This window comes from Streptomyces sp. V4I8 (genome assembly GCF_041261225.1).
Taxonomy (GTDB): Bacteria; Actinomycetota; Actinomycetes; order Streptomycetales; family Streptomycetaceae; genus Streptomyces.
This window is the reverse complement of record NZ_JBGCCN010000001.1, coordinates 3,937,114-3,959,706: the sequence shown is the minus strand read 5'-3', so window position 1 is coordinate 3,959,706 and position 22,593 is coordinate 3,937,114. Positions and strand designations below refer to the sequence as shown.

At 70.5% G+C, this 22,593-nt stretch carries 21 protein-coding genes and 1 tRNA gene; 9 read left to right on the top strand and 13 right to left on the bottom strand.

Translation table 11 applies throughout. The features are described from left to right. Nucleotides 1-116 precede the first annotated feature (116 nt). Nucleotides 117-557, top strand: a complete 441-nt coding sequence (locus tag ABIE67_RS17945; RefSeq protein ID WP_370258461.1) for a hypothetical protein — start codon at nucleotides 117-119, stop codon at nucleotides 555-557. 45 nt (nucleotides 558-602) lie between these two features. Continuing rightward, complete coding sequence (locus tag ABIE67_RS17940) at nucleotides 603-1,472, top strand: spermidine synthase (RefSeq protein ID WP_370258458.1); 870 nt, start codon at nucleotides 603-605, stop codon at nucleotides 1,470-1,472. Nucleotide 1,473: 1 nt separating this feature from the next. On the opposite strand, the gene ABIE67_RS17935 is transcribed toward ABIE67_RS17940, so the two are convergent. Further along, nucleotides 1,474-1,995 (bottom strand): hypothetical protein, encoded by a 522-nt coding sequence (locus ABIE67_RS17935; protein ID WP_370258455.1) that lies wholly within the window; start codon nucleotides 1,993-1,995, stop codon nucleotides 1,474-1,476. A 157-nt stretch (nucleotides 1,996-2,152) separates the two neighbouring features. Between ABIE67_RS17935 and ABIE67_RS17930 the strand changes: the two genes are divergently transcribed. From ABIE67_RS17930 to ABIE67_RS17920, 3 genes are all read left to right on the top strand, one after another. Beyond that, nucleotides 2,153-2,842 carry a response regulator transcription factor gene (locus ABIE67_RS17930; RefSeq protein ID WP_370258451.1) on the top strand — a complete coding sequence of 230 codons (690 nt, stop codon included), beginning with the start codon at nucleotides 2,153-2,155 and terminating at the stop codon, nucleotides 2,840-2,842. Then, nucleotides 2,839-4,242 carry a sensor histidine kinase gene (locus ABIE67_RS17925; protein WP_370258448.1) on the top strand — a complete coding sequence of 468 codons (1,404 nt, stop codon included), beginning with the start codon at nucleotides 2,839-2,841 and terminating at the stop codon, nucleotides 4,240-4,242. Before ABIE67_RS17930 ends, ABIE67_RS17925 begins: the two co-directional genes overlap by 4 nt. 107 nt (nucleotides 4,243-4,349) lie before the next feature. Continuing rightward, nucleotides 4,350-5,825: a cellulose binding domain-containing protein gene (locus tag ABIE67_RS17920; RefSeq protein ID WP_370258444.1), complete on the top strand. Its 1,476-nt coding sequence runs from the start codon at nucleotides 4,350-4,352 to the stop codon at nucleotides 5,823-5,825. A 112-nt stretch (nucleotides 5,826-5,937) separates the two neighbouring features. Here ABIE67_RS17920 and ABIE67_RS17915 read toward each other — a convergent pair whose 3' ends face one another. The 4 genes from ABIE67_RS17915 to ABIE67_RS17900 all read right to left on the bottom strand — a co-directional run bounded on the left by ABIE67_RS17915 (nucleotide 5,938) and on the right by ABIE67_RS17900 (nucleotide 10,765). Next, nucleotides 5,938-7,356, bottom strand: a complete 1,419-nt coding sequence (locus ABIE67_RS17915) for a GH1 family beta-glucosidase (RefSeq protein WP_370268693.1) — start codon at nucleotides 7,354-7,356, stop codon at nucleotides 5,938-5,940. Between the two features lie 150 nt (nucleotides 7,357-7,506). Next, nucleotides 7,507-8,418, bottom strand: a complete 912-nt coding sequence (locus tag ABIE67_RS17910) for a carbohydrate ABC transporter permease (RefSeq protein ID WP_370258441.1) — start codon at nucleotides 8,416-8,418, stop codon at nucleotides 7,507-7,509. Next, a complete protein-coding gene (locus ABIE67_RS17905; protein ID WP_370258437.1) occupies nucleotides 8,415-9,443 on the bottom strand; it encodes a carbohydrate ABC transporter permease in 1,029 nt (342 codons plus the stop codon). The genes ABIE67_RS17910 and ABIE67_RS17905 overlap by 4 nt, the downstream gene beginning before the upstream one ends. Next, a complete protein-coding gene (locus tag ABIE67_RS17900) occupies nucleotides 9,440-10,765 on the bottom strand; it encodes an ABC transporter substrate-binding protein (protein ID WP_370258434.1) in 1,326 nt (441 codons plus the stop codon). Before ABIE67_RS17900 ends, ABIE67_RS17905 begins: the two co-directional genes overlap by 4 nt. Nucleotides 10,766-11,145: 380 nt before the next feature. On the opposite strand from ABIE67_RS17900, the gene ABIE67_RS17895 reads away from it, so the two are divergent. Then, entirely contained in the window at nucleotides 11,146-12,201 is a 1,056-nt protein-coding gene (locus tag ABIE67_RS17895; RefSeq protein ID WP_370258430.1) for a LacI family DNA-binding transcriptional regulator, read from the top strand. 371 nt (nucleotides 12,202-12,572) lie between these two features. Here ABIE67_RS17895 and ABIE67_RS17890 read toward each other — a convergent pair whose 3' ends face one another. From ABIE67_RS17890 to ABIE67_RS17870, 5 genes are all read right to left on the bottom strand, one after another. Next, nucleotides 12,573-13,103 carry a GNAT family N-acetyltransferase gene (locus ABIE67_RS17890; protein WP_370258429.1) on the bottom strand — a complete coding sequence of 177 codons (531 nt, stop codon included), beginning with the start codon at nucleotides 13,101-13,103 and terminating at the stop codon, nucleotides 12,573-12,575. 75 nt (nucleotides 13,104-13,178) lie between these two features. After that, nucleotides 13,179-13,251, bottom strand: a tRNA-His gene (locus tag ABIE67_RS17885). A 107-nt stretch (nucleotides 13,252-13,358) separates the two neighbouring features. Further along, entirely contained in the window at nucleotides 13,359-13,961 is a 603-nt protein-coding gene (orn, locus tag ABIE67_RS17880; RefSeq protein ID WP_370258427.1) for an oligoribonuclease, read from the bottom strand. 103 nt (nucleotides 13,962-14,064) lie between these two features. Further along, a complete protein-coding gene (locus ABIE67_RS17875; protein WP_370258424.1) occupies nucleotides 14,065-15,288 on the bottom strand; it encodes a GlxA family transcriptional regulator in 1,224 nt (407 codons plus the stop codon). Between the two features lie 377 nt (nucleotides 15,289-15,665). Further along, nucleotides 15,666-15,980: a hypothetical protein gene (locus ABIE67_RS17870; protein WP_370258419.1), complete on the bottom strand. Its 315-nt coding sequence runs from the start codon at nucleotides 15,978-15,980 to the stop codon at nucleotides 15,666-15,668. 356 nt (nucleotides 15,981-16,336) lie between these two features. Here ABIE67_RS17870 and ABIE67_RS17865 point away from each other — a divergent pair, with 356 nt between their 5' ends. Both ABIE67_RS17865 and ABIE67_RS17860 read left to right on the top strand, forming a co-directional pair. Next, nucleotides 16,337-16,864 carry a universal stress protein gene (locus tag ABIE67_RS17865; protein ID WP_370258416.1) on the top strand — a complete coding sequence of 176 codons (528 nt, stop codon included), beginning with the start codon at nucleotides 16,337-16,339 and terminating at the stop codon, nucleotides 16,862-16,864. A gap of 173 nt (nucleotides 16,865-17,037) precedes the next feature. Then, the gene (locus tag ABIE67_RS17860) at nucleotides 17,038-17,604 is read left to right on the top strand and encodes a GPR1/FUN34/YaaH family transporter (protein WP_370258414.1); all 567 of its coding nucleotides are present in this window, start codon (nucleotides 17,038-17,040) and stop codon (nucleotides 17,602-17,604) included. A 221-nt stretch (nucleotides 17,605-17,825) separates the two neighbouring features. Here the strand turns inward: ABIE67_RS17860 and glmS are convergent, their stop codons facing one another. Then, on the bottom strand, nucleotides 17,826-19,643 hold the full coding sequence (gene glmS / locus ABIE67_RS17855; protein ID WP_370258412.1) for a glutamine--fructose-6-phosphate transaminase (isomerizing): 1,818 nt from the start codon (nucleotides 19,641-19,643) through the stop codon (nucleotides 17,826-17,828). Nucleotides 19,644-19,657: 14 nt separating this feature from the next. Further along, entirely contained in the window at nucleotides 19,658-19,915 is a 258-nt protein-coding gene (locus tag ABIE67_RS17850) for a hypothetical protein (RefSeq protein WP_370268689.1), read from the bottom strand. 186 nt (nucleotides 19,916-20,101) lie between these two features. Between ABIE67_RS17850 and ABIE67_RS17845 the strand changes: the two genes are divergently transcribed. Beyond that, nucleotides 20,102-21,682: a purple acid phosphatase family protein gene (locus tag ABIE67_RS17845; RefSeq protein WP_370258410.1), complete on the top strand. Its 1,581-nt coding sequence runs from the start codon at nucleotides 20,102-20,104 to the stop codon at nucleotides 21,680-21,682. Nucleotides 21,683-21,703: 21 nt separating this feature from the next. On the opposite strand, the gene ABIE67_RS17840 is transcribed toward ABIE67_RS17845, so the two are convergent. Next, a complete protein-coding gene (locus ABIE67_RS17840; RefSeq protein WP_370258408.1) occupies nucleotides 21,704-22,588 on the bottom strand; it encodes a DUF4429 domain-containing protein in 885 nt (294 codons plus the stop codon). Nucleotides 22,589-22,593 lie beyond the last annotated feature (5 nt).

Here is a 22,593-nt window from a genome sequence, read left to right as displayed (position 1 = left end):
CATACGTGATCTGCCATGAACTGCCATCCTTTGCGGCGGACTTCCGCCGTAGCCGTTGACGTCGGGCCGCGTTGAACTCTGCGGACTGCACAAGGGGTTCCGTGGTGGAGGTCGGGATGGAGACCAGCCAGAGCATCGCTCCGCATACGCCGTCGACAACGGCCGGGCACGGGCCGACCGCGGAGTGCGGTGAGCCGCCGGCGGCGGGCTGCGACGTGGTCACGGTTCCGGCGCGGCAGGGCCTGGAGGCGGTCGACATCCTGCGGCGCGGGGCGGCCGGGGACGCGGTGGGGCCCGTACTGCACGACGACGGTGGCGACACCCTCGGCTTCGTGGTCCCGTCGGGCACGGCGGCCGCCTGGGACGTGCCGGGCAGCACGTGTACGGAGACCGACGGCCGCGGGCTGAGCCTGAACCTGAACCCCGAGCCGCCGGTCGAGGGCTCGGACTGGCTCCTGCCGCCCGGCGAGGCGGACCTGGCGACGGATCCCGCGGCGCTGCGGGCGGCCTTGGGGGAGGCCGCGCGGCTGATCGAGGCGGCCGACAACTGTCGGTGACACCGCTGCCGGGCGACGCGGCCTGCCGCTTGCGACAATGACCCAATGGGAAAGTCCAGGAACGCCAGGCGCCGGTCGGCCGAGGCCGAGGCCGTCGTCGAACGCGTCGACGGCGGACTCGCCGAGCTGATACCCGACCGGGACCGCGCCCGGGCCTGGACGCTCCTCGTCGACGGGGCTCCCCAGTCGCACGTCGACTTGGACGACCCGGCATACCTCTCCTTCGAGTACCAGCGGCGCCTGGGGCACGTCATCGATCTCGTCGCCCCGCCGGGCAAACCGGTACGCGTGGTTCACCTCGGCGGAGGTGCCCTCACCCTCGCCCGCTATGTCGCCGCCACCCGGCCCCGTTCCACCCAGCAGGTCGTCGAGCGGGACGCCCTCCTCGTCCAACTGGTCCGCCGGGAGCTGCCGTTGGATCCGGGCGCCCGGATCCGGGTGCGGTCGGCGGACGCCCGGGACGGTCTCGCCAAGGTGCCCGACGGGTGGGCCGACCTCGTCATCGCCGACGTCTTCAGCGGGACCCGTACCCCTGCCCATCTGACCTCGACGGAGTTCCTCGACGACGTACGCAGGGTCCTGGCGCCCGGCGGCGTCTACGCCGCCAACCTCGCGGACGGCCCGCCGCTCGCGCATCTGCGCGGCCAGATCGCCACCGCCGCCGACCGGTTCGCGGAACTCGCCCTGGCCGCCGACCCGGCCGTACTGCGCGGCAAACGCTTCGGCAACGCCGTCCTCGTCGCATCCGACCGGCCGCTCCCCGTCGCCGAACTGACCCGTCGCGCCGCCTCCGACCCGCATCCCGCCCGCGTCGAGCACGGCAAGGCGCTCACCGACTTCACCGGTGGGGCCGCCCCCGTGACCGACCTTGCGGCGGTGGCCTCCCCGGCCCCGCCCCCGTCGGTGTTCCGGTGACTCAGTAGTCCCCGATCTCCACCCGTGGCGGCCCGTCGTGCCATGTGCAGAACACCGACACCCGGTCCGCCCCGGAGCCGAACTCCACCCGGATCCACGTCTCCGTCTTCCACACCTGCATCGACCAGCCCGCACCCGGGGTGGCCGAGACGAGGGTCGCGTCCGTCTCGGCGATGTCGAAGACCACGCGACCGCCGTCGGTGTCGTAGCTCTTGACCTGGCCGGATGTGGTGGGGGAGGGGCTGGTGCTCGTCGGGGGTGTCTGAGAGGGGGTCGGTGTGCGGGGCGTCCCGGCCGGCTTCGGCGAGGGGCTCGACGGGCCCTTCGACGGGGTCGGCCGATTCGTCGACGACGCCAGCGGCTTCGACTCCTGCGTCGTCGCGTCGGCCGCCGTGATGGGCAGGGCGCGGGGCCGGTCGTACACCGTGCCCGCCATCACCGTGTGGACACCCCACCACGACAGCGTGACCGCCGCGCCCGTGGCGAGCGACCAAGCCAGTACGTGTACGAGTCCTCTGCGCATCGCGGCCATACTGCCTCACGAGTCCCGGACGTGTCGCGCGGTTGTCCGCGGGGTCGGAGTTGTCCGCGGAGCGGTCCATAGGGCCGGAGTTGTCCACAGGTGCTGAGTTGTCCACAGGCCCGGACCGGGCTCGCTCGCATGGCGTACGGTGCGGCGCATGGCAAGTGTGCTCGTGGTCGAGGACGACCAGTTCGTACGCTCGGCGCTCATCCGGCACCTGACCGACGCCGCCCACACGGTGCGCAGCGTCGGTACGGCACTGGAGGCGCTGCGCGAGGTCGCCCATTTCCGCTTCGACGTGGTGATCCTGGACCTCGGTCTGCCCGATCTGGACGGCTCCGAGGCCCTGAAGATGCTGCGCGGCATCACGGACGTGCCGGTGATCATCGCCACCGCACGGGACGACGAGGCGGAGATCGTCCGGCTGCTGAACGCCGGGGCGGACGACTATCTGACCAAGCCGTTCTCGGTCGAGCACCTGTCGGCCCGGATGGCCGCAGTCCTGCGCCGGGCCCGGTCGGGCAGCGGGGAGGCCGCGCCGTCGAGCGTGCTCCGCGTCGGCGGTCTGACCGTCGACCCGCTGCGCCGCCAGGCCGAGTTGGACGGCGTGAGCCTGGACCTCACCCGCCGAGAGTTCGACCTCCTCGCCTTCCTGGCCGGGCGGCCCGGCGTCGTCGTACCGCGCAAGGAACTGCTCGCCGAGGTGTGGCAGCAGTCGTACGGCGACGACCAGACCATCGATGTCCATCTGTCCTGGCTGCGCCGCAAACTGGGCGAGACGGCGGCCAGTCCGCGCTATCTGCACACCCTGCGGGGGGTCGGCGTGAAGCTGGAGCCACCGCGATGAGGTGGGCACTGGTCAAGGTCTGTCTCGCGGTCACCACCATGGTCGTGGTCGCCTTCGCTGTCCCGCTCGGACTCGTCATCAGGGAGATGGCCCGCGACCGCGCCTTCTCCAACGCCGAGCGGGAGGCCGCGGCCGTCGCCCCGGCACTGTCCATCACCACCGACCGGGACCAGCTGGAGCGGGTCGTCGCCTCGGCCGGGTCGGACGCGGGGATGGCCGTGCACATACCGGCCTCCGGTGACTCGGCGGCCGTCGACCTCGGGCGACGGCGCGCCGCCGCCGACGACATCGCGACCGTACGACGGCTGGGCCGCGCCTCGACCAGCGAGGTACCCGGCGGCTCCACGCTGCTCCAGCCGGTCGCGCTGAGCTCCGGTGAGATCGCCGTCGTCGAGGTGTACGTCCCCGACGCGGAGGTCACCAACGGCCTCACCACGGCCTGGGCGGTCCTCGCAGGCGTCGGCCTCGCGCTGATCGTCGGTTCGGTCGCGGTCGCCGACCGGCTGGGCGTACGGATGGTGCGGCCCGCGCAGCGCCTGGTCGAGGGCGCGCACGAACTGGGTGAGGGCAAGCTGGGCGCCCGGGTCCCCGAGGAGGGGCCCACCGAACTGCGGCTGGCCGCGGTCGCGTTCAACTCGATGGCCGACCAGGTGGTGCAACTCCTCGCGAACGAGCGTGAGTTGGCCGCCGACCTGTCCCATCGCCTGCGGACACCCCTGACCGTGCTGCGCCTGAACGCCGCCTCGCTCGGGGACGGTCCGGCCGCCGAGCAGACCCGGGCCGCCGTCGCCCAGCTGGAGCGCGAGGTCGACACGATCATCCGTACGGCCCGGGATGCCAAGCCGCAGACCGTGGCCGCCGGTCCGGGCGCCGGGTGCGACGCGGCCGAGGTGGTGCGCGAGCGCATGGCGTTCTGGTCGGCGCTGGCGGAGGACGAGGGCCGCAAGGTGCGGGTGGCCGGCGTGGACCGGCCGGTGCGCATACCCGTGTCCCGGGCGGATCTGGCGGCCGCGCTGGACGCCCTGCTCGGCAACGTCTTCCGGCACACGCCCGAGGGCACGGCCTTCGCGGTCGACGTGCACAACGGCGAGGACGCGGTGATCGTGCTCGTCTCGGACGCGGGGGCCGGCATCTCCGACCCCGAGGCGGCGATGGCCCGCGGTCGGGGCTCGGGCAACGCCGGCTCGACCGGGCTCGGCCTGGACATCGTGAGACGGCTCGCGGAGTCGACGGGCGGGGACGTACGGATCGGGTCGTCGGTGCTCGGCGGGACCGAGGTGCGGATCTGGATCCAGCTGGACGGGCGGGCCCCCGTGCGCAGGGGGCATCGGGGGTCGGTCCGAAGACGCCGACCCGGCAAATTGGTCTCGACCTTTAACCGTCCCCGATCCCTTCCTTAAGCGCACCCTAAGGTCCTCAACACCGGTCTGGATCAGGGCTTTTGCCCGATTCCGGATCGCTAGCGTGCTGCCGCACCCCACCCCCGAACAGCAAAGGCAGACACGCGATGAGCACCCACCGGCGCAAGATCAGCGGCAGGAACAAGGCGATCGGCGGTCTAGTCGCCGCGGCCGTGGTCGGGGGCGGCGCGCTCGTGTTCACCGGCACCGCGCAGGCGGCCGGGATCGGGGCGGCGTACACGAAGACCAGTGACTGGTCGACGGGTTACACCGCGCAGTACGTCGTCACCAACAACAGCGGCGCGGCGGAGAAGCAGTGGACGCTGGAGTTCGCCCTGCCGTCGGGCTCGAAGCTGAGCTCCCTGTGGAACGCCGAGTCGAGTGTGAGCGGGCAGCACGTCACCGTGACGCCGCCGAAGTGGGACACGGACGGGCTGGCCGCCGGTGAGTCGGTGACGGTCGGCTTCGTGGTCAACGGCACGGGCGCACCGACGGGCTGTCTGATCGACGACGCGAAGTGCTCCACGGACGACGGCGCGACGCCCGAGCCGAGCGGCCGCCCCACATCCACCGAATCCGCCAAGCCGACACCGACGCCGAAGCCGACGGCCACGCCCACCCAGAGCACGCCCCCCACCGCGACCCCCACCGCCAAGCCCTCGGAGACCCCCGGCACCGGAACGGGAACCGCCGCCGGCTTCGCGCCGTACATCGACACCTCCCTCTACCCGGCGTTCGACATGGCGGCGAGCGCCGAGGCGACCGGCGTGAAGAACTACAACCTCGCCTTCATCACCGACGGCGGCGGCTGCACCCCGAAGTGGGGCGGCGTCACCGACCTCGGCGGCGACGCGGTGGCCGCGCGGATCGGCGACCTGCGTGCCCAGGGCGGCGATGTCCGTGTCTCGTTCGGCGGCGCGGCAGGCAGTGAGCTGGCGACGACCTGCTCCTCGGCGGACGCACTGGCGGCGGCGTACGGCAAGGTCGTGGACGCGTACGAGCTGACCAAGGTCGACTTCGACGTCGAGGGCGGCGCGCTGCCGGACAAGGCGGCCAACACCCGCCGCGCCCAGGCGATAGCCAAGCTCCAGGCGGCCCACCCCGACCTGGACGTCTCCTTCACCCTCCCCGTCATGCCGGAGGGTTTGACCCAGCCCGGCGTCGACCTCCTCGCCGACGCCAAGCAGAACGGCGTGCGGACCGACACGGTCAACATCATGGCGATGGACTACGGCCCCGCCTACAGCGGCGACATGGGCACCTACGCCGAACAGGCGGCCACCGCCACCCAGGCCCAGGTCAAGAGCGTGCTCGGCCTCTCCGACAGCGCGGCCTGGAAGACGGTCGCCGTCACCCCGATGATCGGCGTCAACGACGTCACCACCGAGATCTTCAAGGTCGACGACGCCACCCAGCTGGTGAAGTTCGCCCAGTCCAAGGGCCTCGGCTGGCTGTCGATGTGGTCGGCGACCCGCGACAAGCAGTGCCCGGGCGGCGAGAAGCCGGCGGCGGACGCGACGTGCAGCTCCATCCTCCAGGAGAAGTTCGCGTTCTCGAAGGCGTTCGCGGCGTACGGCAAGTAGGGACGGACAGCCGACCGCCATGACCTGACTGACCACCCAGCCGGGGCGCGGCACGCCCCCTCCCCGTGCCGTGCCCCGTTCCGCATCCCGCCCCCCGGCCGAGTGCCGTCGGCTAGAGCTCCGTCTCCACCGCCGGCAACGTCCCCGTCCGCGCCGCCTTCCCGTACCAGTACGCACTCGACTTCGGCGTCCGGGCGAGCGTCGAGTAGTCGACGTACACCGCGCCGAACCGCTTCTCGTAGCCGTACGCCCACTCGAAGTTGTCCATCAGGGACCAGAGGTAGTAGCCGCGGACATCGGCGCCGTCGGCGATCGCGCGGCGGACCGCGGAGAGGTGGCCGTGCAGGTAGGCGATGCGCTCCGGGTCGTGGACGCGGCCGTCGGGGTCCGGCTTGTCGTCGTAGGCCGCGCCGTTCTCGGTGATGTACAGCGGCAGGCCGGGCGCCTCCCGGGAGTACCGCATGATCAGGTCGTGCAGGCCGGTCGGGTCGATCGTCCAGCCCATCTCCGTGCGCTCACCCGGGGTCTGGTGGAACGTCACGTCGTCCGCGCTCGGCCACGGCGAGTGCTCGCTCGCCCCGTGGCCGTCGGCCCGCGGGCCGCTGACCTCCGTCTCGGCCGCCGACACCAGCGCCGGGGTGTAGTAGTTCAACCCCAGGGCGTCCAGGGGCTGGTTGATCGCGGCCAGGTCGCCGTCCAGGACGTACGACCAGTCCGTCACCAGCTCCGTCGCCGCGTACAGCGACTCCGGGTAGACGCCGTGCAGGATCGGGCCGTGGAACACGCCGTTGGCCAGGTCGTCGATCTTCCGGGCCGCCGCCAGGTCCGCGGGGTCCTGCGAAAGCGGCCGTACCACGGCGGAGTTGAGGCTGAGCGCCACCGAGTTGCGGGCCGGCATCACCGAGCGCAGGGCCGAAGTGGCCAGGCCGTGCGCCAGGTTCAGGTGGTGGGCCGCCCGCAGCGAGCCGCCCGGTTCCGTGCGGCCGGGCGCGTGCACCCCCGAGCCGTAGCCCAGGAACGCGCTGCACCACGGCTCGTTGAGCGTGATCCACTGCTCCACGCGGTCGCCGAGCGCCTCGCCGACGATCTGCGCGTACTCGGCGAAGCGGTACGCCGTGTCGCGCTCCGGCCAGCCGCCCGCGTCCTCCAGCTCCTGGGGGAGGTCCCAGTGGTAGAGGGTGACGGCCGGTTTGATCCCCACGGACAGCAGCTCGTCCACCAGACGGCGGTAGAAGTCCAGGCCCCGCTGCACCGCCGGGCCCCGGCCCGTCGGCTGCACGCGCGACCAGGAGACCGAGAAGCGGTACGCGGTCAGGCCGAGCTCGGCCATCATCGCCACGTCCTCGCGGTAGCGGTGGTAGTGGTCGACAGCGATGTCACCGTGCTCGCCGCCGGCCGTCCGGCCCGGCGTATGGCTGAAGGTGTCCCAGATCGACGGCGTGCGGCCGTCCTCCCGCACCGCCCCCTCGATCTGGTACGCGGACGTCGCCGCGCCCCAGAGGAAGGCGGGGGGAAAGGACACGGAGGACATGGGTTCAGGCATGGAAGCGCTCCCATAGGGGGTCGTGGAGACCGACGGGTAGGAGGGGAGGAGGGAAGGGGGAGGAGAGGGGGATTGAGGGGCCGAGACGGCGGTGACCCAGCCCCAAGGGACGTACCGGACAAGCGATATGGCCGGGCCTCAGCCCTTGACCGCCCCCTGCATGATCCCGCCCACGATCTGCTTGCCGAACAGCAGGAAGGCGATCAGCAGCGGCAGCGTGCCGAGCAGGGCGCCCGCCATGATCACCGACTGGTCGGGGACATAGCCGGTGCCGAGGGAGTTGAGCGCGACCTGCACGGTCGGGTTCTCCTGGTTGAGGGCGATGATCGGCCACAGGAAGTCGTTCCAGGCGAACACGAAGGTCAGCAGGCCGAGGACGGCCATCGCGGGCCGCGCCGCCGGGAAGACCACGTGCCAGACGACCCGCAGACTGCTCGCGCCGTCCACCCGCGCCGCCTCGATCAGCTCGCTCGGCAGCGCCTGCAACAGGTACTGCCGCATGAAGAACGTACCGAAGGCCGTGCACAGCGTCGGCAGGATGACCGTCTGGAGCTGGTTCGACCAGCCGAGGTCCGCCATCCAGAGATACAGCGGTACGACCGCCAGCTGCGGCGGGATCATCATCGTGCCGATCGTCAGCATCAGCAGCAGACCGGAGAACCGGAACCGCAGCTTGGCGAAGGCGAAACCGGCGAGCGTGGCGAAGAGCACCGTGCTGATGGTGATCGTGCCCGCCACGAACGTGGTGTTGAACATCGCCTTTCCGAGCCCGGCCTCGTCCCACGCCCGGTCCATGTTCTTGAACAGGTTCCCGCCGAACCACAGCGGCGGCGGGGTCTCCGCGAGCCGCCGGTCGGTGCGCGAGGCCGCGATCGCCGTCCACACCAGCGGGGCCAGCGAGACCAGCGCGAACACGGTCAGGACGACGTAGGTGAGCGGGCCGGCGTGCAGCTGCTTGCCGGCGCCCATCACCCGGGGGCGCTCGCGCCGCGGCTTCGAGTCCTTGGCGGCCTTCGAGGTCTGGGGAGTCGTCAGTTCGCTTGTGCTCATTGGGACTTCCTCAGCCGACGGGACACCAGCAGTTGGATCACGGCGACGATCAGCAGGATCAGGAACATCGACCAGGCGATCGCGGAGGCCTTGCCGAGGTTGCCGATGATCCAGCCCTGGTCGTACATGTACAGGCCGAGCGTCTGGTACTGGTGCTCGGAGCCGCCCTTCGAACCGCTCACCCCGCCGAACAGCAGGGGCTCACCGAAGAGCTGGGTCGCGCCGATCGTGGAGACGACCACCGTGAACAGGATGGTCGGCCGCAGCTGCGGGATGGTCACATGGAGGAACTGCTGCCAGCGGCCCGCGCCGTCGATCGCCGCGGACTCGTAGAGGTCGGCCGGGATCGCCTGCATCGCCGCCAGGTAGATCAGCGCGTTGTAGCCGGTCCAGCGCCAGATCACGATCGACGAGACCGCGAACTGCGAACCCCAGTCGGACTCACGCCAGTTGACCGGATCGATGCCGACGAACTCCAGCAGCCAGTTGATCATGCCGCCGTCCCACGAGTACAGCAGCACGAACACCAGCGTCGCCGCCGCCACCGAGGTGGCGTACGGGGTGAGCATCACGACCCGCCACACGGTCGAGCCGCGCAGCTTGTAGTTGAGCAGATGCGCCAGGCCGATCGCCATCAGCAGCTGCGGCACCGTGGAGATCACGCCGATGGTGAAGGTGTTCCCCAGAGCGTTCCAGAAGAAGTCCGAGGACAGCAGGTTCTGGTAGTTGTCCAGGCCGGTCCAGGTCTGGCCGTCGAGGTTGGCCAGCTGCACGTTGTGCAGCGAGTACCAGGCCGTGTAGAGCAGCGGGACCAGCGAGAACGCCCCGAAGACGATGAAGAAGGGGGCGATGAACGCGTACGGCGACGCCTTCATGTCCCAGCGGTACAGCCGGCTGCGCCAGGAATCCGGGCCCGGCGGAGGCGGCGTACCGCGACCGTGCGCGCGGCGGGCCGCGCCCGGCTGGTCACCGGGCGCGGCGTCGGCGCTCGCGGCTCGCGCGAGGGCCTGCTTGGAGCTGGTCACTGGCCGAGCACGTCCTTGATCTCCTCGGACGCCGCGTCCCAGCCCTCGTCAGGGCTCTTGCCCTTCTGCTCGACCTGGAGGATGCCGATGTCGGTCAGCGCGGTGTTGATCGCCTGGTCCTTGATGCCGAAGTACTGCGTCGGGATGGTCTTCGCCGAGTCGGAGAAGATCTGCGTGATCGGCGCGTTCGAGAAGTACTCCGTGGTGGCGGCGGCCGGCTTCAGGGTCGAGTACGCCGCCGGGGTCGACGGGAAGCTGGCCTGCTTGGCGAACACCTTCGCCTGCTGCTCGGGCGCGGTCAGCCACTTCGCCAGCGCGATGGCCTCCTTCTGGTGCTTGCCCGAGGTCGGCACGCCGATGAACGAACCGCCCCAGTTGGACGCGGTCGGCGCCGCCGCCACGTCCCACTTGCCCTTGCCGGACTCACCGGACTTCTCCAGGATGTAGCCGATCATCCAGGCCGGGCAGGCCACCGTGGCGAAGGTGCCGTTGGCGTAGCCCTGGTCCCACGGCTTGTCGAACTGCTTCAGCTTCGCCGACATGTCGCTGGTCGCCACGTCCATGGCGACGTCCCAGGCGTTCTTGACGCCCTGCGACTTGTCCCAGTCGACGGTGCCGTCGTCCTTGTAGTAGCGCTCGGTGCCGCCGCCGAGGGCCGCGTTGTAGACGGAGGAGGCCGAGTCCACGAACTTGGTGCCGCTCGGCGCCTTCTTCATGTACTCCTTGCCCAGGTCGACGTACTTGCCCCAGTCGCCCTTCCACTGCGCGGCGAGCTTGGTGCGGTCCGTCTCCAGGCCGGCCTTCTCGAACAGGTCCTTGCGGTAGCAGATCGCCATCGGGCCGACGTCGGTGCCGAGTCCGATCAGCTTGCCGTCCTTGGTCGTGGCCTGGGCGTTCTTCCAGTCCAGCCACTGCGACTTGTCGACCTCCTTGCCGAGGTCGACGAACTTGTCGGCCTGCGTCTGGACGGCCTCGGTGACGTTCATGATCTCGATCGCCTGGATGTCGTCGGCACCGGCCCCGGCCTGCAGTCGGGTGAGGACCTTGGGCCAGTAGACGTCGGTACGGGTGGTGACGTTCTCCTTGATGGTGATGTCGGGGTGGAGCTTCATGTACTCGTCGTAGAGGCCGGCCTGCTTGTAGCCGAAGGTGCCGAAGGTGCCGACGGTGAGGGTGGTCTTGCCGCCCCCTCCGTTGCCACCGCCCTCGCCCGAAGAGTTGTCGTCCGAGTCCTCGGCGCAGCCGGCGAGCAGCCCTGTCGTCAGCGCGGCTGCGACCGCGAGGGTCATCAGCCGGCGGGACCCGCGGGTACTCGTGCGCATTGCGTCCTCCTGTTGCCTGACGTGCCGACCCCCCGGCCAACTGCACTGTTGGGCCCGTTTGTTGTCTCGCTGCGGCTCGGGCGGGGAACGTGCGGGATGTGTATGTGTCAGGTACTGTGGGAGCGCTCCCACAGGTGATGAGTTGAAGGGTCGTCGGTCAGAGCGGGGGTGTCAAGGGACCCGGAGCGGAGAGATGTGTTCAGTTATCGGGCTGTTAACTGGACCCACTCGGACCGGTTCGGACTGGCTCGGCGGGCGAGGGCGGGGCCGTTCGGGCCGAAGCGGGGGCCGGGACTGTAGCCCCCCGGGGACGGTCACTCTTCCTGACGGGACTGTTAAATTCCAGGCCAGCGTGAAGACAACGGCGGAAGGCGGAGCCCATGGCAACCCACGGAGCGCGGGGCCGTAGTGGCGGTCGGCCGACCCTCGAAGAGGTGGCGGCCCGTGCCGGCGTGGGCCGGGGCACCGTCTCCCGCGTGATCAACGGCTCGCCCCGGGTCAGCGACGCGACCCGCGCGGCGGTGGAGGCGGCGGTCGCGGAACTCGGCTACGTCCCCAACACGGCGGCCCGCGCCCTGGCGGCGAACCGCACGGACGCCATCGCGCTGGTCGTGCCCGAGCCGGAGACGCGGTTCTTCGCGGAACCGTACTTCTCGGACATCCTGAAGGGCGTGGGCGCCGAACTCGCCGACACCGAGATGCAACTGCTGCTGATCTTCGCGGGCAGCGACAAGGAACGGCGCCGCCTGGCCCAGTACCTGGCCGCCCACCGTGTGGACGGCGTCCTGCTGGTCTCGGTCCACGCGGACGACCCGCTGCCGGACCTGCTGTCCCAGCTGGAGATCCCCGCGGTGATCAGCGGCCCTCGCTCCGCCGCGGAGACCCTGACCTCGGTGGACTCCGACAACTACGGCGGCGCCCGCTCGGCCGTCGAGCACCTGATGAGCCGCGGCCGCACGCGGATCGCCCACATCACCGGCCGTCTCGACGTGTACGGCGCCCAGCGCCGCGTCGACGGCTACCGCGACGCCCTGCGGGACGCGGGGCACGACGTGGACGAGCGGCTGATCGAGCCGGGCGACTTCACGGAGGAGGGCGGCCACCGGGCGATGGAGGTCCTGCTCTCCCGCTGCCCCGACCTGGACGCGGTCTTCGCGGGGTCCGACGTGACGGCGGCGGGCGCCCGCCAGGTCCTGCGCGAGGCGGGCCGCCGTATCCCCGACGACGTCGCCCTCGTCGGCTACGACGACTCCGCCATCGCCCGCCACATGGACCCGCCCCTCACCAGCGTCCGCCAGCCCATCGAGGAGATGGGCCGCCGGATGATCGACCTGCTCCTCACCGAGATCGCGGACCGCCGTCCGGCGATGTCGCGGGGGCTGGAGCGGGCCCGGATGGTGCTGGCCACGGAGTTGGTGACGCGGGCGTCGTCGTGAGCGGCCACGCCTTGCCGGACCTCACCGAGGCGGGCGAGGCCGAGCCGGATCCGGGTTCCGCGGTTGAGGTGTCCGCACCTTCCGCGACCAGGACTCGGGCTGTGTGCCCCTGGGCGTCCGACTCCCCGGCGGCGCACGCCGGTTCGTGAAGGGGCCGACGACCGACGCCGTCCGGCGCTCTCTCGACCGCGCCCGGGCGGTCCCCCGCTCGGTGCGCCGTCCGGCGATCGTCCCCCGACCGCACCTTCGGGCACCTTGACGTCGACCGGATCCGCGCCGCGGGAGGCGGCCTTCACGGCGGCACCCTCCAGCAGGCGGTCAGCAGAGCTTCCGCCTCGCCCGGCTGCCGACCTCCCCAGGCATCGGCGCGCTTACGGACGCGACGTCAGCCGCCACCGAGTCTCCCCGTCCTGCTCCTCGTCGGTCGGGGCGAGTCCGGCGGCCGCGGCGACGGCCGCCGAGTCCGCGTGGGCGGGGTGGATGTGGGCGACGACCGTACGGACCGACCGTCGCCCGAGCCAGTCGACGAGCCCTTTCGCCGCCTCGGACGCGAACCCGCGGCCCTGCCACGGAGCGCCGACCGTCCAGGCGATCTCGGCGCCGTGGTCGTCGAGCGGGTGCCGCGCGCTGATCGTGGCCTGGACCGTGCCGACGAGGCGTGCCTCCGCGCGCAGCCGCAGCACCCAGTTGCACCAGGAGACGGCCGGGTCGGGGGATCCGGCGACGAGGCGCTCGTAGCGGGCGCGCAGGTCGGCGGGGGAGAGGGGAGCGCCGCCGATGAAGGTGTGCAGCGCCGGGTCGGACAGGACCACGGCCATCTCCTCGGCGTGCTCGACGCGCAGCGGGAGGAGGTCGAGGCGGGCGGTGCGGACGGTCTCGGCGGGTACGCGGGGCTCGGACATCGTGCGCAGCCTATGGCTCGGCAGAAAAAGCTTCAGCCGGTGACTTCGTCGTGAAGTCACCGGCTGAAGCACCAGGGTGAGTGACGGGACTCGAACCCGCGGCATCCTGGACCACAACCAGGTGCTCTACCAGCTGAGCTACACCCACCATGACCGGCTTTGGGTTTCCCCGACCGGCCGAGAAAAAGTGTACAGGGTCCGAAGGGGTGCTCGCGCACGGATTCCGCGGCGCCCCCCGGCACCCCCCTCACCCTCCTACTGAGCAGGTAGAACGTGTTTCGCGGCGATCGACTTCGCGGTGTCCGAGTCCGGGCCGGGCTGCGGCACGAAGACGGCCTCGCGGTAGTAGCGGAGTTCGGCGATGGACTCGCGGATGTCGGCAAGGGCGCGGTGGTTGCCGTTCTTCTCCGGGCTGTTGAAGTAGGCGCGCGGGTACCAGCGGCGGGCCAGCTCCTTGATCGACGAGACGTCGACGATCCGGTAGTGGAGGTAGTCCTCCAGCGTCGGCATGTCGCGCAGCAGGAAGCCGCGGTCGGTGCCGACGGAGTTGCCGCACAGCGGGGCCTTGCCGGGTTCCTTCACATGCTCGCGTACATACGCCAGGACCTGCTCCTCGGCGTCGGCCAGCGTCGTGCCGCCGGCCAGTTCGTCGAGGAGGCCGGACGCGGTGTGCATCTGACGCACCACTTCCGGCATCGTCTCCAGCGCCGCGTCCGGCGGGCGGATGACGATGTCCACTCCCTCGCCGAGGATGTTCAGCTCGGAGTCGGTGACGAGGGCGGCAACCTCGATGAGCGCGTCGTCGGACAGCGAGAGGCCGGTCATCTCGCAGTCGATCCACACCATGCGATCGTTCATGCGACCACCCTAAAGCTGACGTCCGCTTTTGGGATGCCCGGTGTCGCAGGCGGCGTCCCGGGGAACGCCGGGCGGGCAGAGCTGCCCGCCCGGCGTCACCGGGTCACGCTCCGCTGCGCTGGCCCGGCAGGCTCGCCCGGCCTCCGACGTACAGCTCGCGCCCGTGCTCCGAGGGGCCGGGGCCCACGGGCGCCGGGGTGCGGCGGGTCTGCAGCGGGACCGGGCCGCCGTCCGGGTACGGGGCAGGCGGCGGGCCCTGCTGGACGGTGGGGCCCGTCGGGGGCTCCGCGTCCGTCGGCCGCTCGGCCTGGGGACGGCGGGCACGATACGCCGCCCGGTACGCGGCCGGCGACGAGCCGAGCTGGCGGCGGAAGTGGCCGCGCAGCGCCACCGGTGAGCGGAAGCCGCAGCGTCCCGCCACCTCGTCCACCGAGTAGTCCGACGTCTCCAGCAGCCGCTGTGCCTGCAGAACCCGCTGGGTGATCAGCCACTGCAGCGGGGCGCTGCCCGTCAGCGAGCGGAAGCGGCGGTCGAAGGTGCGGCGGCTCATGTACGCGCGTGCCGCCAGCGTCTCGACGTCGAACTGCTCGTGCAGATGCTCCAGCGCCCAGGCGACGACCTCCGCGAGGGGGTCGGCGCCGATCTCCTCTGGTAAAGACCGATCGAGGTAGCGCTCCTGACCGCCGGAGCGGCGCGGCGGGACCACCAGACGGCGGGCCAGTGCTCCTGCCGCCTCGTTGCCGTGGTCCGTCCGCACGATGTGGAGACAGAGGTCGATTCCGGCCGCGGTGCCCGCGGATGTCAGCACATCGCCGTCGTCGACGAACAGCTCGCGCGGATCCACGTGCACCGACGGGTAGCGCTTGGCCAGCGTCGGTGCGTACATCCAGTGTGTCGTCGCGGGACGGCCGTCCAGCAGGCCGGCCGCCGCGAGGACGAAGGCACCGGTGCACAGCCCGACTATGCGGGCGCCTTCCTCGTGCGCCCGGCGCAGTGCGTCGAGCGCGTCCTCCGGCGGTGGCGAGGTGATCGAACGCCAGGCCGGCACGACGACCGTGCCTGCCCGCGAGATCGCCTCCAGGCCATGCGGCGCCGAGAGTTCCAGGCCCCCTGTGGTCCGCAGTGGGCCTTCCTCGCCGCCGCACACCAACAGGCGGTAGCGCGGCACGCCGGCGTCCTGGCGGTCTATCCCGAACACCGACAGCGGTATGGAACTCTCGAAGATGGGGCCGCCGCTGAACAGCAGCACCGCGACGATCTCCTTGCGGCGTCGCCCGGAAAGCTTCCGGGCCGCGGCTTCCGGCGCGGCGGTGGAGTCGTGGCTCATACTGCTAAGCCCCCCTCGGTGGTCGCGGCTCCTCGGTTGTGTCGCTCCTGCACGTTTCCCCTCGGTCCTGCACGAGTCCCCCGCCGTAGACAGTCAAGATCGAATCTACTGTGTCGCGTCGCGCCTCAGTGGCCGGTTCGGCACTCGGCACATTGTCGACTTGGCAACTTGGCGTGAAGCATTCGATCACGAAGCGTTGCACTCACGGGCCGTGCAGGGAAGTGCGCCTTGTCGCAGTGGCCAATCCACGTAGGGTGCGCAGACCCCCTGAGGCCCTTTCCGTGCAGGTGGAACGGGGGTTGGGGGGTGTTCTGGGTGGGGGATGCCCGCGCGCCAGAAGTTGGCTGAAAAGCAGCGTGCCAGGGTGTGAAAACCGGTCAGCCGACCGGTGTATTTCCCCCGGTGTGACGTCCGCCTCTATGGGCCCCGGTTCCGGTCCTGTGGTGGCGTCCGCGACGGCGGGGCGACGGGCCGGCCTCCCCGGCCTTGATCCGCGCCGCGCCGCGTTCCGACTGGCGCAGCAGCAGGCGGCACACGGCCGTCACGGCCGCGAGGCCCAGGGCGGTGCCGGTGGCGCCGGCGAGCGAGGTGCCGTACCAGAGGAGCACCACCGGGACCAGCACGCAGCTGAAGGCCGCCCAGCGCACCACATTGGTGGCGCTGTCCTCGGTGGGCGTGCTGGGTCCTGACATGCGTACGTGCTCCCTGGGCTCCCTGGGCGGTGGCTCAGGGAGATCAACGCGGGTCCGGGCGGTCGGTCACTGGTACGCGCCGGTAGGCGGCCGTCCGGCGGCGGAGGAAGTTGAACCCTGCGCAAACCGCCTGTACACCGCAGCAACCATTGCGTTACGGGCGCACCCTCGTGCATGCTCCCTGGAACCCGCACCGACCGTGAGCGGGATCTGGGCTAAGGAGGCGTGCCGCCGTACCCTTGGGGTATGGGGTTGGGAAGACCATTCCCGGACACAGCTCCGCCGCACACTGCTGGATCCGTCAGCGAGCTCCGCTCGCGGGCCCACCCATAAAGGATCAATACGCCGAGACAGCCATGGCCGGTCACGAATTCTTCGAACCAGCGGACCGCAAGCGGCCGGTAGCCGATCCCACGGCGTCCGAGCCCCTGGCGGCGGAACAGTCACGCCATTCCTGCGATCCCGCTTTCAAGCACGGCGTTGTCGTCGGCTTCGACGGCTCCACCTCCAGTGAGCGCGCCCTGGCATACGCCATCGGCATGGCTCATCGCTCCGGGTCGGGCCTGATCATCGTCCACGTCGCCAACCGGCTGCCCACCACGGTGTGGGCCGGCTGTGAGCCGCCGGTCTTCGTCGACGTGCCGGATCACCGCACCGAGGTGCTCGGCCTCGAACTCGCGTGCGCGGAGTACCTCGCCGAGGTGCCCTGGATCCTCGTCGAGCGCGGCGGTGACATCTGCCATGAGCTCGAAGAGGTCGGACAGGAGTACGAGGCGGACGCGATCGTCGTCGGTTCCACGCACGGGATCGTCGGGCGGATCTTCGGCTCGGTCGCCGGGCGGCTCGCCAAGCGGGCCAAGCGTCCCGTCGTTGTCATTCCGTAACTCGCCGTTGTCCCAGGTGAGATGAGCCGTTCGGGGCGGCGGTCTCCTTCTTCGCCCTTTCCCGCACCCCTTTTTGCGATGCGTGAACTTACTGGCGCGTAGAGGTGTTTGTGCCTTTGTGAAGGGCATATATCGCTCACCGCACAACTGCACATGCATGAAGGGAGCCCGCCGTGGACAACGACGTCTCTGCGGGAAGCGGAATCACTACCGTGGTCGGCCGACTCGCCCTGGGAATCACCCTGTTGGCCTTCGGGCTGGGGTACACCGAAGTGATCGACGGCGTATCGGCCGCTGACGCCGTATCAATCGCCCAGTACGTGGGCGGCATTGCCCTCTTCGTCGCCGGCCTGGTGGCCCTGCGCGACCGTGACGCCGCGAACGGGACCGCGTTCGTGACGCTGGGCGCGCTCTGGTTCACCTGGGCGGTTTCCTCCGACGCCGCCGTCTCCGACAACGCGGCGGGGTTGTTCCTGCTGCTGTTCGCCCTCGTGGCGCTGTCCCTCACGCTGGCGGGTGGGGATCAGCTCGGGCAGGGGGCGTACGGGCTGTTCTTCGTCGCCCTGGTGCTCATGGCGATAGCCGCCTTCGCGGGCAACGGCGGGCTCACCAAGGTCGGGGGCTGGTTCGCCGTCGCCGCGGGTGCGGTGGCTTGGTACGCGGCGACCGCGGCCCTGGCGCACTGGCCCACGGCTCTTCCGCGACGCGCTGCCGGGCGGGGCGTGACGGCCACTGGGTAGCTGCGCGAGCTGGGGGTTGGGCGGCCCCCGGCGTTGATAACGGACCCCCCGTGAGTGGTGGCATCACGTGGGGGTCCGTTCTGTCGCGTCGGCCCGTGCGGGTGGGTGGGGGCTGGTCGCGCAGTTCCCCGCGCCCCTGAAAGACAGGGGCTGCGCCCCCAAAAAAAGACAGAGGCTGCGCCCCTGAAGACCAAGGGCGCAGCCTCTGAAAGGCAGGCTGGCTACTCCACCGTTACCGACTTGGCGAGGTTCCTCGGCTTGTCGATGTCGCGCCCGAGGGCCAAGGCCGTGTGGTAGGCGAGGAGTTGGAGGGGGATGCCCATCAGGATGGGGTCGAGTTCGTCCTCGTTCTTCGGGACGACGATCGTCTGGTCGGCCTTTTCCTGGGGCTGGTGGGCTACCGCGAGGATCTTGCCGCTGCGGGCCTTGATCTCCTCCATGGCGGCGCGGTTCTTCTCCAGGAGGTCGTCGTCGGGGACGATGGCGACCGTGGGGAGGGCCGGCTCGATCAGGGCCAGGGGGCCGTGCTTGAGCTCGGAGGCCGGGTAGGCCTCGGCGTGGATGTACGAGACCTCCTTGAGCTTGAGGGAGGCCTCGCGGGCGACCGGGTAGCCCCGGACGCGGCCGATGAAGAGCATCGAGCGGGCGTCGGCGTACTCCTGGGCCAGCTTCTTGATCTCCTCCTCCTGCTCCAGCATCTCGGCGATCTGGGCGGGGAGCTTGCGCAGGCCCTCGATGATGCGCTTGCCGTCGCGGACGGAGAGGTCGCGGGTGCGGCCGAGATGCAGGGCCAGGAGGGCGAAGGCGACCGTGGTGTTGGTGAAGCACTTCGTCGAGACCACGCAGACCTCGGGGCCCGCGTGGACGTAGATGCCGCCGTCGGCCTCGCGGGCGATCGCGGAGCCGACCACGTTCACGATGCCCAGGACCCGCGCGCCCTTGCGCTTCAGCTCCTGCACGGCGGCGAGGACGTCGTAGGTCTCGCCCGACTGGGAGACGGCGATGTAGAGGGTGTCGGGGTCGACCACCGCGTTGCGGTAGCGGAACTCCGAGGCCGGCTCGGCGTCCGCGGGGATGCGGGCCAGCTCCTCGATCATCTGGGCGCCGATCTGGCCCGCGTGGTACGAGGTGCCGCAGCCGAGGATCTTCACGCGGCGGATCTGGCGGGCCTCGCGGGCATCCAGGTTGAGGCCGCCGAGGTGCACGGTGGAGAAGCGGTCGTCGATGCGGCCGCGCAGGACGCGGTCCACGGCGTCGGCCTGCTCGTGGATCTCCTTGTGCATGTAGGTGTCGTGGCCGCCCATGTCGTAGGAGGCGGCCTCCCACTCGACGGTGGTGGGCTCGGCCGTGGTGCGGGTGCCCTCGGTCGTGTACGTGCGGAAGTCATCCGCCTTGAGGGTGGCCATCTCGCCGTCGTCCAGCGTCACTATCTGGCGTGTGTGGGCGACCAGCGCGGCGATGTCCGAGGCGACGAACATCTCCTTCTCGCCGATGCCGAGGACGACCGGGGAGCCGTTGCGGGCGACGACGATGCGGTCCGGGAAGTCGGCGTGCAGGACGGCGATGCCGTACGTGCCCTCGATGAGGCGCAGGGTCTCGCGGACCTTGTCCTCCAGCTTCTCCGCCTGTGAGCGGGCGATGAGGTGGACCAGGACCTCGGTGTCGGTCTCGGAGAGGAACTCGACGCCGTCCGCCTCCAGCTTGCGGCGCAGGTCGGAGGCGTTGTCGATGATGCCGTTGTGGACGACGGCGACTTTGCCCTCGGCGTCCAGGTGCGGGTGGGCGTTCACGTCGGAGGGGGCGCCGTGGGTGGCCCAGCGGGTGTGGGCGATGCCGGTCGTGCCCTTGAAGCGCGCCGGGACCTTGGTCTCCAGGTCGCGGACCCGGCCCTTGGCCTTGACCATCTTCAAGGCGGGCGCCTTCGGGGAGGAGACGACCACGCCGGCCGAGTCGTAGCCGCGGTACTCCAGGCGCTGGAGGCCCTCAAGGAGCAGGGGGGCCACGTCACGCTTCCCGATGTATCCGACGATTCCGCACATATATGTAGGTATCCCTAGCCGTAGACGATCCGGCGCAGCTGGCGGAGCGTGAGCTCCGGCGGTGCAACCGTCCGGTATTTCAGGTCCGCCTCGATCCGTTCGAAGATCGTCGCGTTCACCAGGCCCTGGGCCTGGAGCTCGCGGTGGCGGCGACGGACGAACTCCTCGGTCGTCTCGTCGAAGTAGGCGAGCACGTCCTGGATCACCCGCAGTGCCTCGCCCCGGCTGAGGGGCGTGGAGCGCGTCAGGTGATCTACGAGTTCGTCGTGCACCCGGTAGATCCTGGGGTACCGGAAGTCGTTTCGCAAGAATCCTGCCCGATTCCGGGCAAGGGGCTGTTAGGGATCTTTGGGGGAACGTTGAATCTGTCATGAGCGCCTGTTCGCGCGCTGTCCATGCGGCGTCCCGTGGCTCGTTGCCTGAGGGGACGACTTTCAGACGCCATGGACATTCCTCGCATGGGAGTACCCCAGCAGCTGGCCGAGCGCATGAGCATGGCCGAGCAGCACGAGTACCTGCGCGCCAAGTTCTCGCGGCGCAACGTGATCAGAGGCGGCGCCGTCACGCTCGGCGCCGTCGCGGGTGGCGCGTTCGTGCCGGGCGCCACCGCCCAGGCCGCCACCACCGCTCGGACCGCCCTGCCGACGCAGACGGCCCCGCGCACCGAGACGGTCGACGGCGCCCTCGTCGCCCCCTTCGGCCGCCACCTCGCCTACGGCAACGACCCGCGCACCGAGATGACCATCTCGTGGCAGGTCCCCGTCGCCGTGCAGAAGCCGTTCGTCCGGATCGGCGCCCACCCCTGGGACCTCTCCCGCAAGATCGACGCCGAGGTCCGCACGCTGTACACGCCGGCCGGCGTCGGCGCGAGCGGCGACCACACGCAGTACTACGTCCACGCCAAGCTGACCCACCTCAAGCCCGGCAAGACGTATTACTACGGCGTCGGCCACCAGGGCTTCGACCCTGCCGAGCCGCACCTCCTCGGCACCCTCGGCACCTTCACCACCGCCCCCGCCCACAAGGCGCCCTTCACCTTCACCGCCTTCGGCGACCAGGGCGTCAGCTACCACGGCCTCGCCAACGACAGCCTGCTCCTCGGCCAGAACCCGGCCTTCCACCTGCACGCGGGTGACATCGCCTACGCCGACCCGTCCGGCTCGGGCAAGACCGCCGACACCGGCTTCGACTCGCGGGTGTGGGACCAGTTCCTCGCCCAGACCGAGTCGGTCGCCAAGTCCGTGCCATGGATGGTGTCGTACGGCAACCACGACATGGAGGCCTGGTACTCGCCCAACGGCTACGGCGGCGAGGAGGCCCGCTTCACGCTCCCTGACAACGGGCCGGACAAGAAGAACCTGCCGGGCGTCTACTCCTTCGTCCACGGCAACACGGCGGTCATCTCCCTCGACCCCAACGACGTGTCCTTCGAGATCCCGGCCAACCTCGGCATCTCCGGTGGCACCCAGAGCAAGTGGTTCGAGGCGCAGCTGAAGAAGTACCGCGCCGCGCACGACATCGACTTCATCGTCGTGTTCTTCCACCACTGCGCGTACTGCACCTCCACCGCGCACGCCTCGGAGGGGGGTGTGCGCCAGGAGTGGGTGCCGCTGTTCGAGAAGTACCAGGTGGACCTCGTCATCAACGGCCACAACCACCAGTACGAGCGGACCGACGTCATCAAGGGCAACGAGGTCGCCAAGAAGCTGCCGATCGGCGGCACGGCGTACCCCGAGACCGAGGGCGTGGTCTACGTGACGGCCGGTGCGGCGGGCCGCAGCCTGTACGCCTTCACCGCGCCGGACTCCTACGAGGGGCACGAGCACGAGCAGGAGTCCGTGGCCTCGTTCGTCAACCTCAAGGACGGCAAGCAGAACGAGACCGTCGCCTGGTCCCGGGTGCGCTACCTGAACTACTCGTTCCTGCGCGTGGACGTCACGCCCGCGCCGAAGGGCCGCTACACGACCCTGAAGGTGCAGGGCATCGCCGAGACCGGTGAGCGGATCGACCACTTCACGGTGGCGCGCCGGGCCAAGTAGCGAGGCAGTCCCGCACGCGGGCTACATCCGCTTGAGCACCGCCTGCTTGGCCATCGTGAACTCGTCGTCCGTGAGCACCCCCGTGCGGTGCAGCTCACCGAGTTCGCGCAGGCGGCGCAGGAGGGCGTCGTGGGCGTCCTCGGCGGACGCGACCGGAGGGGAAGGCAGCTCCGGTCGCGGTGCCGGTACGTCCGTGGCGGTGGCCCTGGCCGGATGCGGGAGGCGGGCCTGGACCGCCGCCGCGACCAGGGCCATCAGCGGGTCCTTCTTGAAGCCCCAAAGCTCCACCGAGTTGGCGTCGTACTTCGGCGGGGCCTTGGTGGGCGCGTTGCGGACGGTGAAGCGCAGGTGGCCGTTCTCCAGGCCCGCCGCCGGATGCCACTCCACGGCCACGACGTCGGTGAGCGTGAGGGTGCGGGAGCCGGCGGCGGCCTTGGCGTCCTCCGTCTTCCAGTTCCACTCCAGGCGGATGTGCTCGCCGTCGAAGGTCGCGGTGCCGTCCCCGGCGGAGACCGACAGGGGGACGGAGGGACCCGGCAGCAGGTACGCGTCGACCGGGTCGGCCGGGACCTGGTCCAGCAGCAGGGCGCCGCGCACCTCGTCCACGAGGTACTCGGCGACGCCGTACCGGTCCGACTCGACGATCAGCTGGTACGGGTCGTGGGGCTCGGTGAGCCGGCCGCCGGTGGCGTGCAGCAGCGGGTCGGCGCCGTCGCGCAGCCGCAGCCGCAGTCGCCCGGCCTTCTTTCCCTGCTCGAAGGAGACCCCCGCCAACGCCCCCAGGGGGTCGACCAGTTCACCCAGTGTCTTGCGGAACAGGCTGACGTTCTTGTCCCGCCCGGGCGTCAGGCGCAGGGCGTCGCCGTCGAAGACCCACGTGCCGTCCTTCTGGATGATTTCCGCCATGGGGT

Excerpts from the sequence above, each read along its gene's own strand:
- ABIE67_RS17945 (WP_370258461.1), top strand. The coding sequence starts at position 117 with ATGGAGACCAGCCAGAGCATCGCTCCGCATACGCCGTCGACAACGGCC.
- orn (WP_370258427.1), bottom strand. The coding sequence starts at position 13,961 with ATGAACGATCGCATGGTGTGGATCGACTGCGAGATGACCGGCCTCTCG.
- ABIE67_RS17840 (WP_370258408.1), bottom strand. The coding sequence starts at position 22,588 with ATGGCGGAAATCATCCAGAAGGACGGCACGTGGGTCTTCGACGGCGAC.
- ABIE67_RS17920 (WP_370258444.1), top strand. The coding sequence starts at position 4,350 with ATGAGCACCCACCGGCGCAAGATCAGCGGCAGGAACAAGGCGATCGGC.
- ABIE67_RS17915 (WP_370268693.1), bottom strand. The coding sequence starts at position 7,356 with ATGTCCTCCGTGTCCTTTCCCCCCGCCTTCCTCTGGGGCGCGGCGACG.
- ABIE67_RS17940 (WP_370258458.1), top strand. The coding sequence starts at position 603 with ATGGGAAAGTCCAGGAACGCCAGGCGCCGGTCGGCCGAGGCCGAGGCC.
- ABIE67_RS17865 (WP_370258416.1), top strand. The coding sequence starts at position 16,337 with ATGGCCGGTCACGAATTCTTCGAACCAGCGGACCGCAAGCGGCCGGTA.
- ABIE67_RS17910 (WP_370258441.1), bottom strand. The coding sequence starts at position 8,418 with ATGAGCACAAGCGAACTGACGACTCCCCAGACCTCGAAGGCCGCCAAG.
- ABIE67_RS17930 (WP_370258451.1), top strand. The coding sequence starts at position 2,153 with ATGGCAAGTGTGCTCGTGGTCGAGGACGACCAGTTCGTACGCTCGGCG.
- ABIE67_RS17895 (WP_370258430.1), top strand. The coding sequence starts at position 11,146 with ATGGCAACCCACGGAGCGCGGGGCCGTAGTGGCGGTCGGCCGACCCTC.
- ABIE67_RS17845 (WP_370258410.1), top strand. The coding sequence starts at position 20,102 with ATGGGAGTACCCCAGCAGCTGGCCGAGCGCATGAGCATGGCCGAGCAG.
- ABIE67_RS17890 (WP_370258429.1), bottom strand. The coding sequence starts at position 13,103 with ATGTCCGAGCCCCGCGTACCCGCCGAGACCGTCCGCACCGCCCGCCTC.
- ABIE67_RS17925 (WP_370258448.1), top strand. The coding sequence starts at position 2,839 with ATGAGGTGGGCACTGGTCAAGGTCTGTCTCGCGGTCACCACCATGGTC.
- ABIE67_RS17870 (WP_370258419.1), bottom strand. The coding sequence starts at position 15,980 with ATGTCAGGACCCAGCACGCCCACCGAGGACAGCGCCACCAATGTGGTG.
- glmS (WP_370258412.1), bottom strand. The coding sequence starts at position 19,643 with ATGTGCGGAATCGTCGGATACATCGGGAAGCGTGACGTGGCCCCCCTG.
- ABIE67_RS17900 (WP_370258434.1), bottom strand. The coding sequence starts at position 10,765 with ATGCGCACGAGTACCCGCGGGTCCCGCCGGCTGATGACCCTCGCGGTC.
- ABIE67_RS17935 (WP_370258455.1), bottom strand. The coding sequence starts at position 1,995 with ATGCGCAGAGGACTCGTACACGTACTGGCTTGGTCGCTCGCCACGGGC.
- ABIE67_RS17875 (WP_370258424.1), bottom strand. The coding sequence starts at position 15,288 with ATGAGCCACGACTCCACCGCCGCGCCGGAAGCCGCGGCCCGGAAGCTT.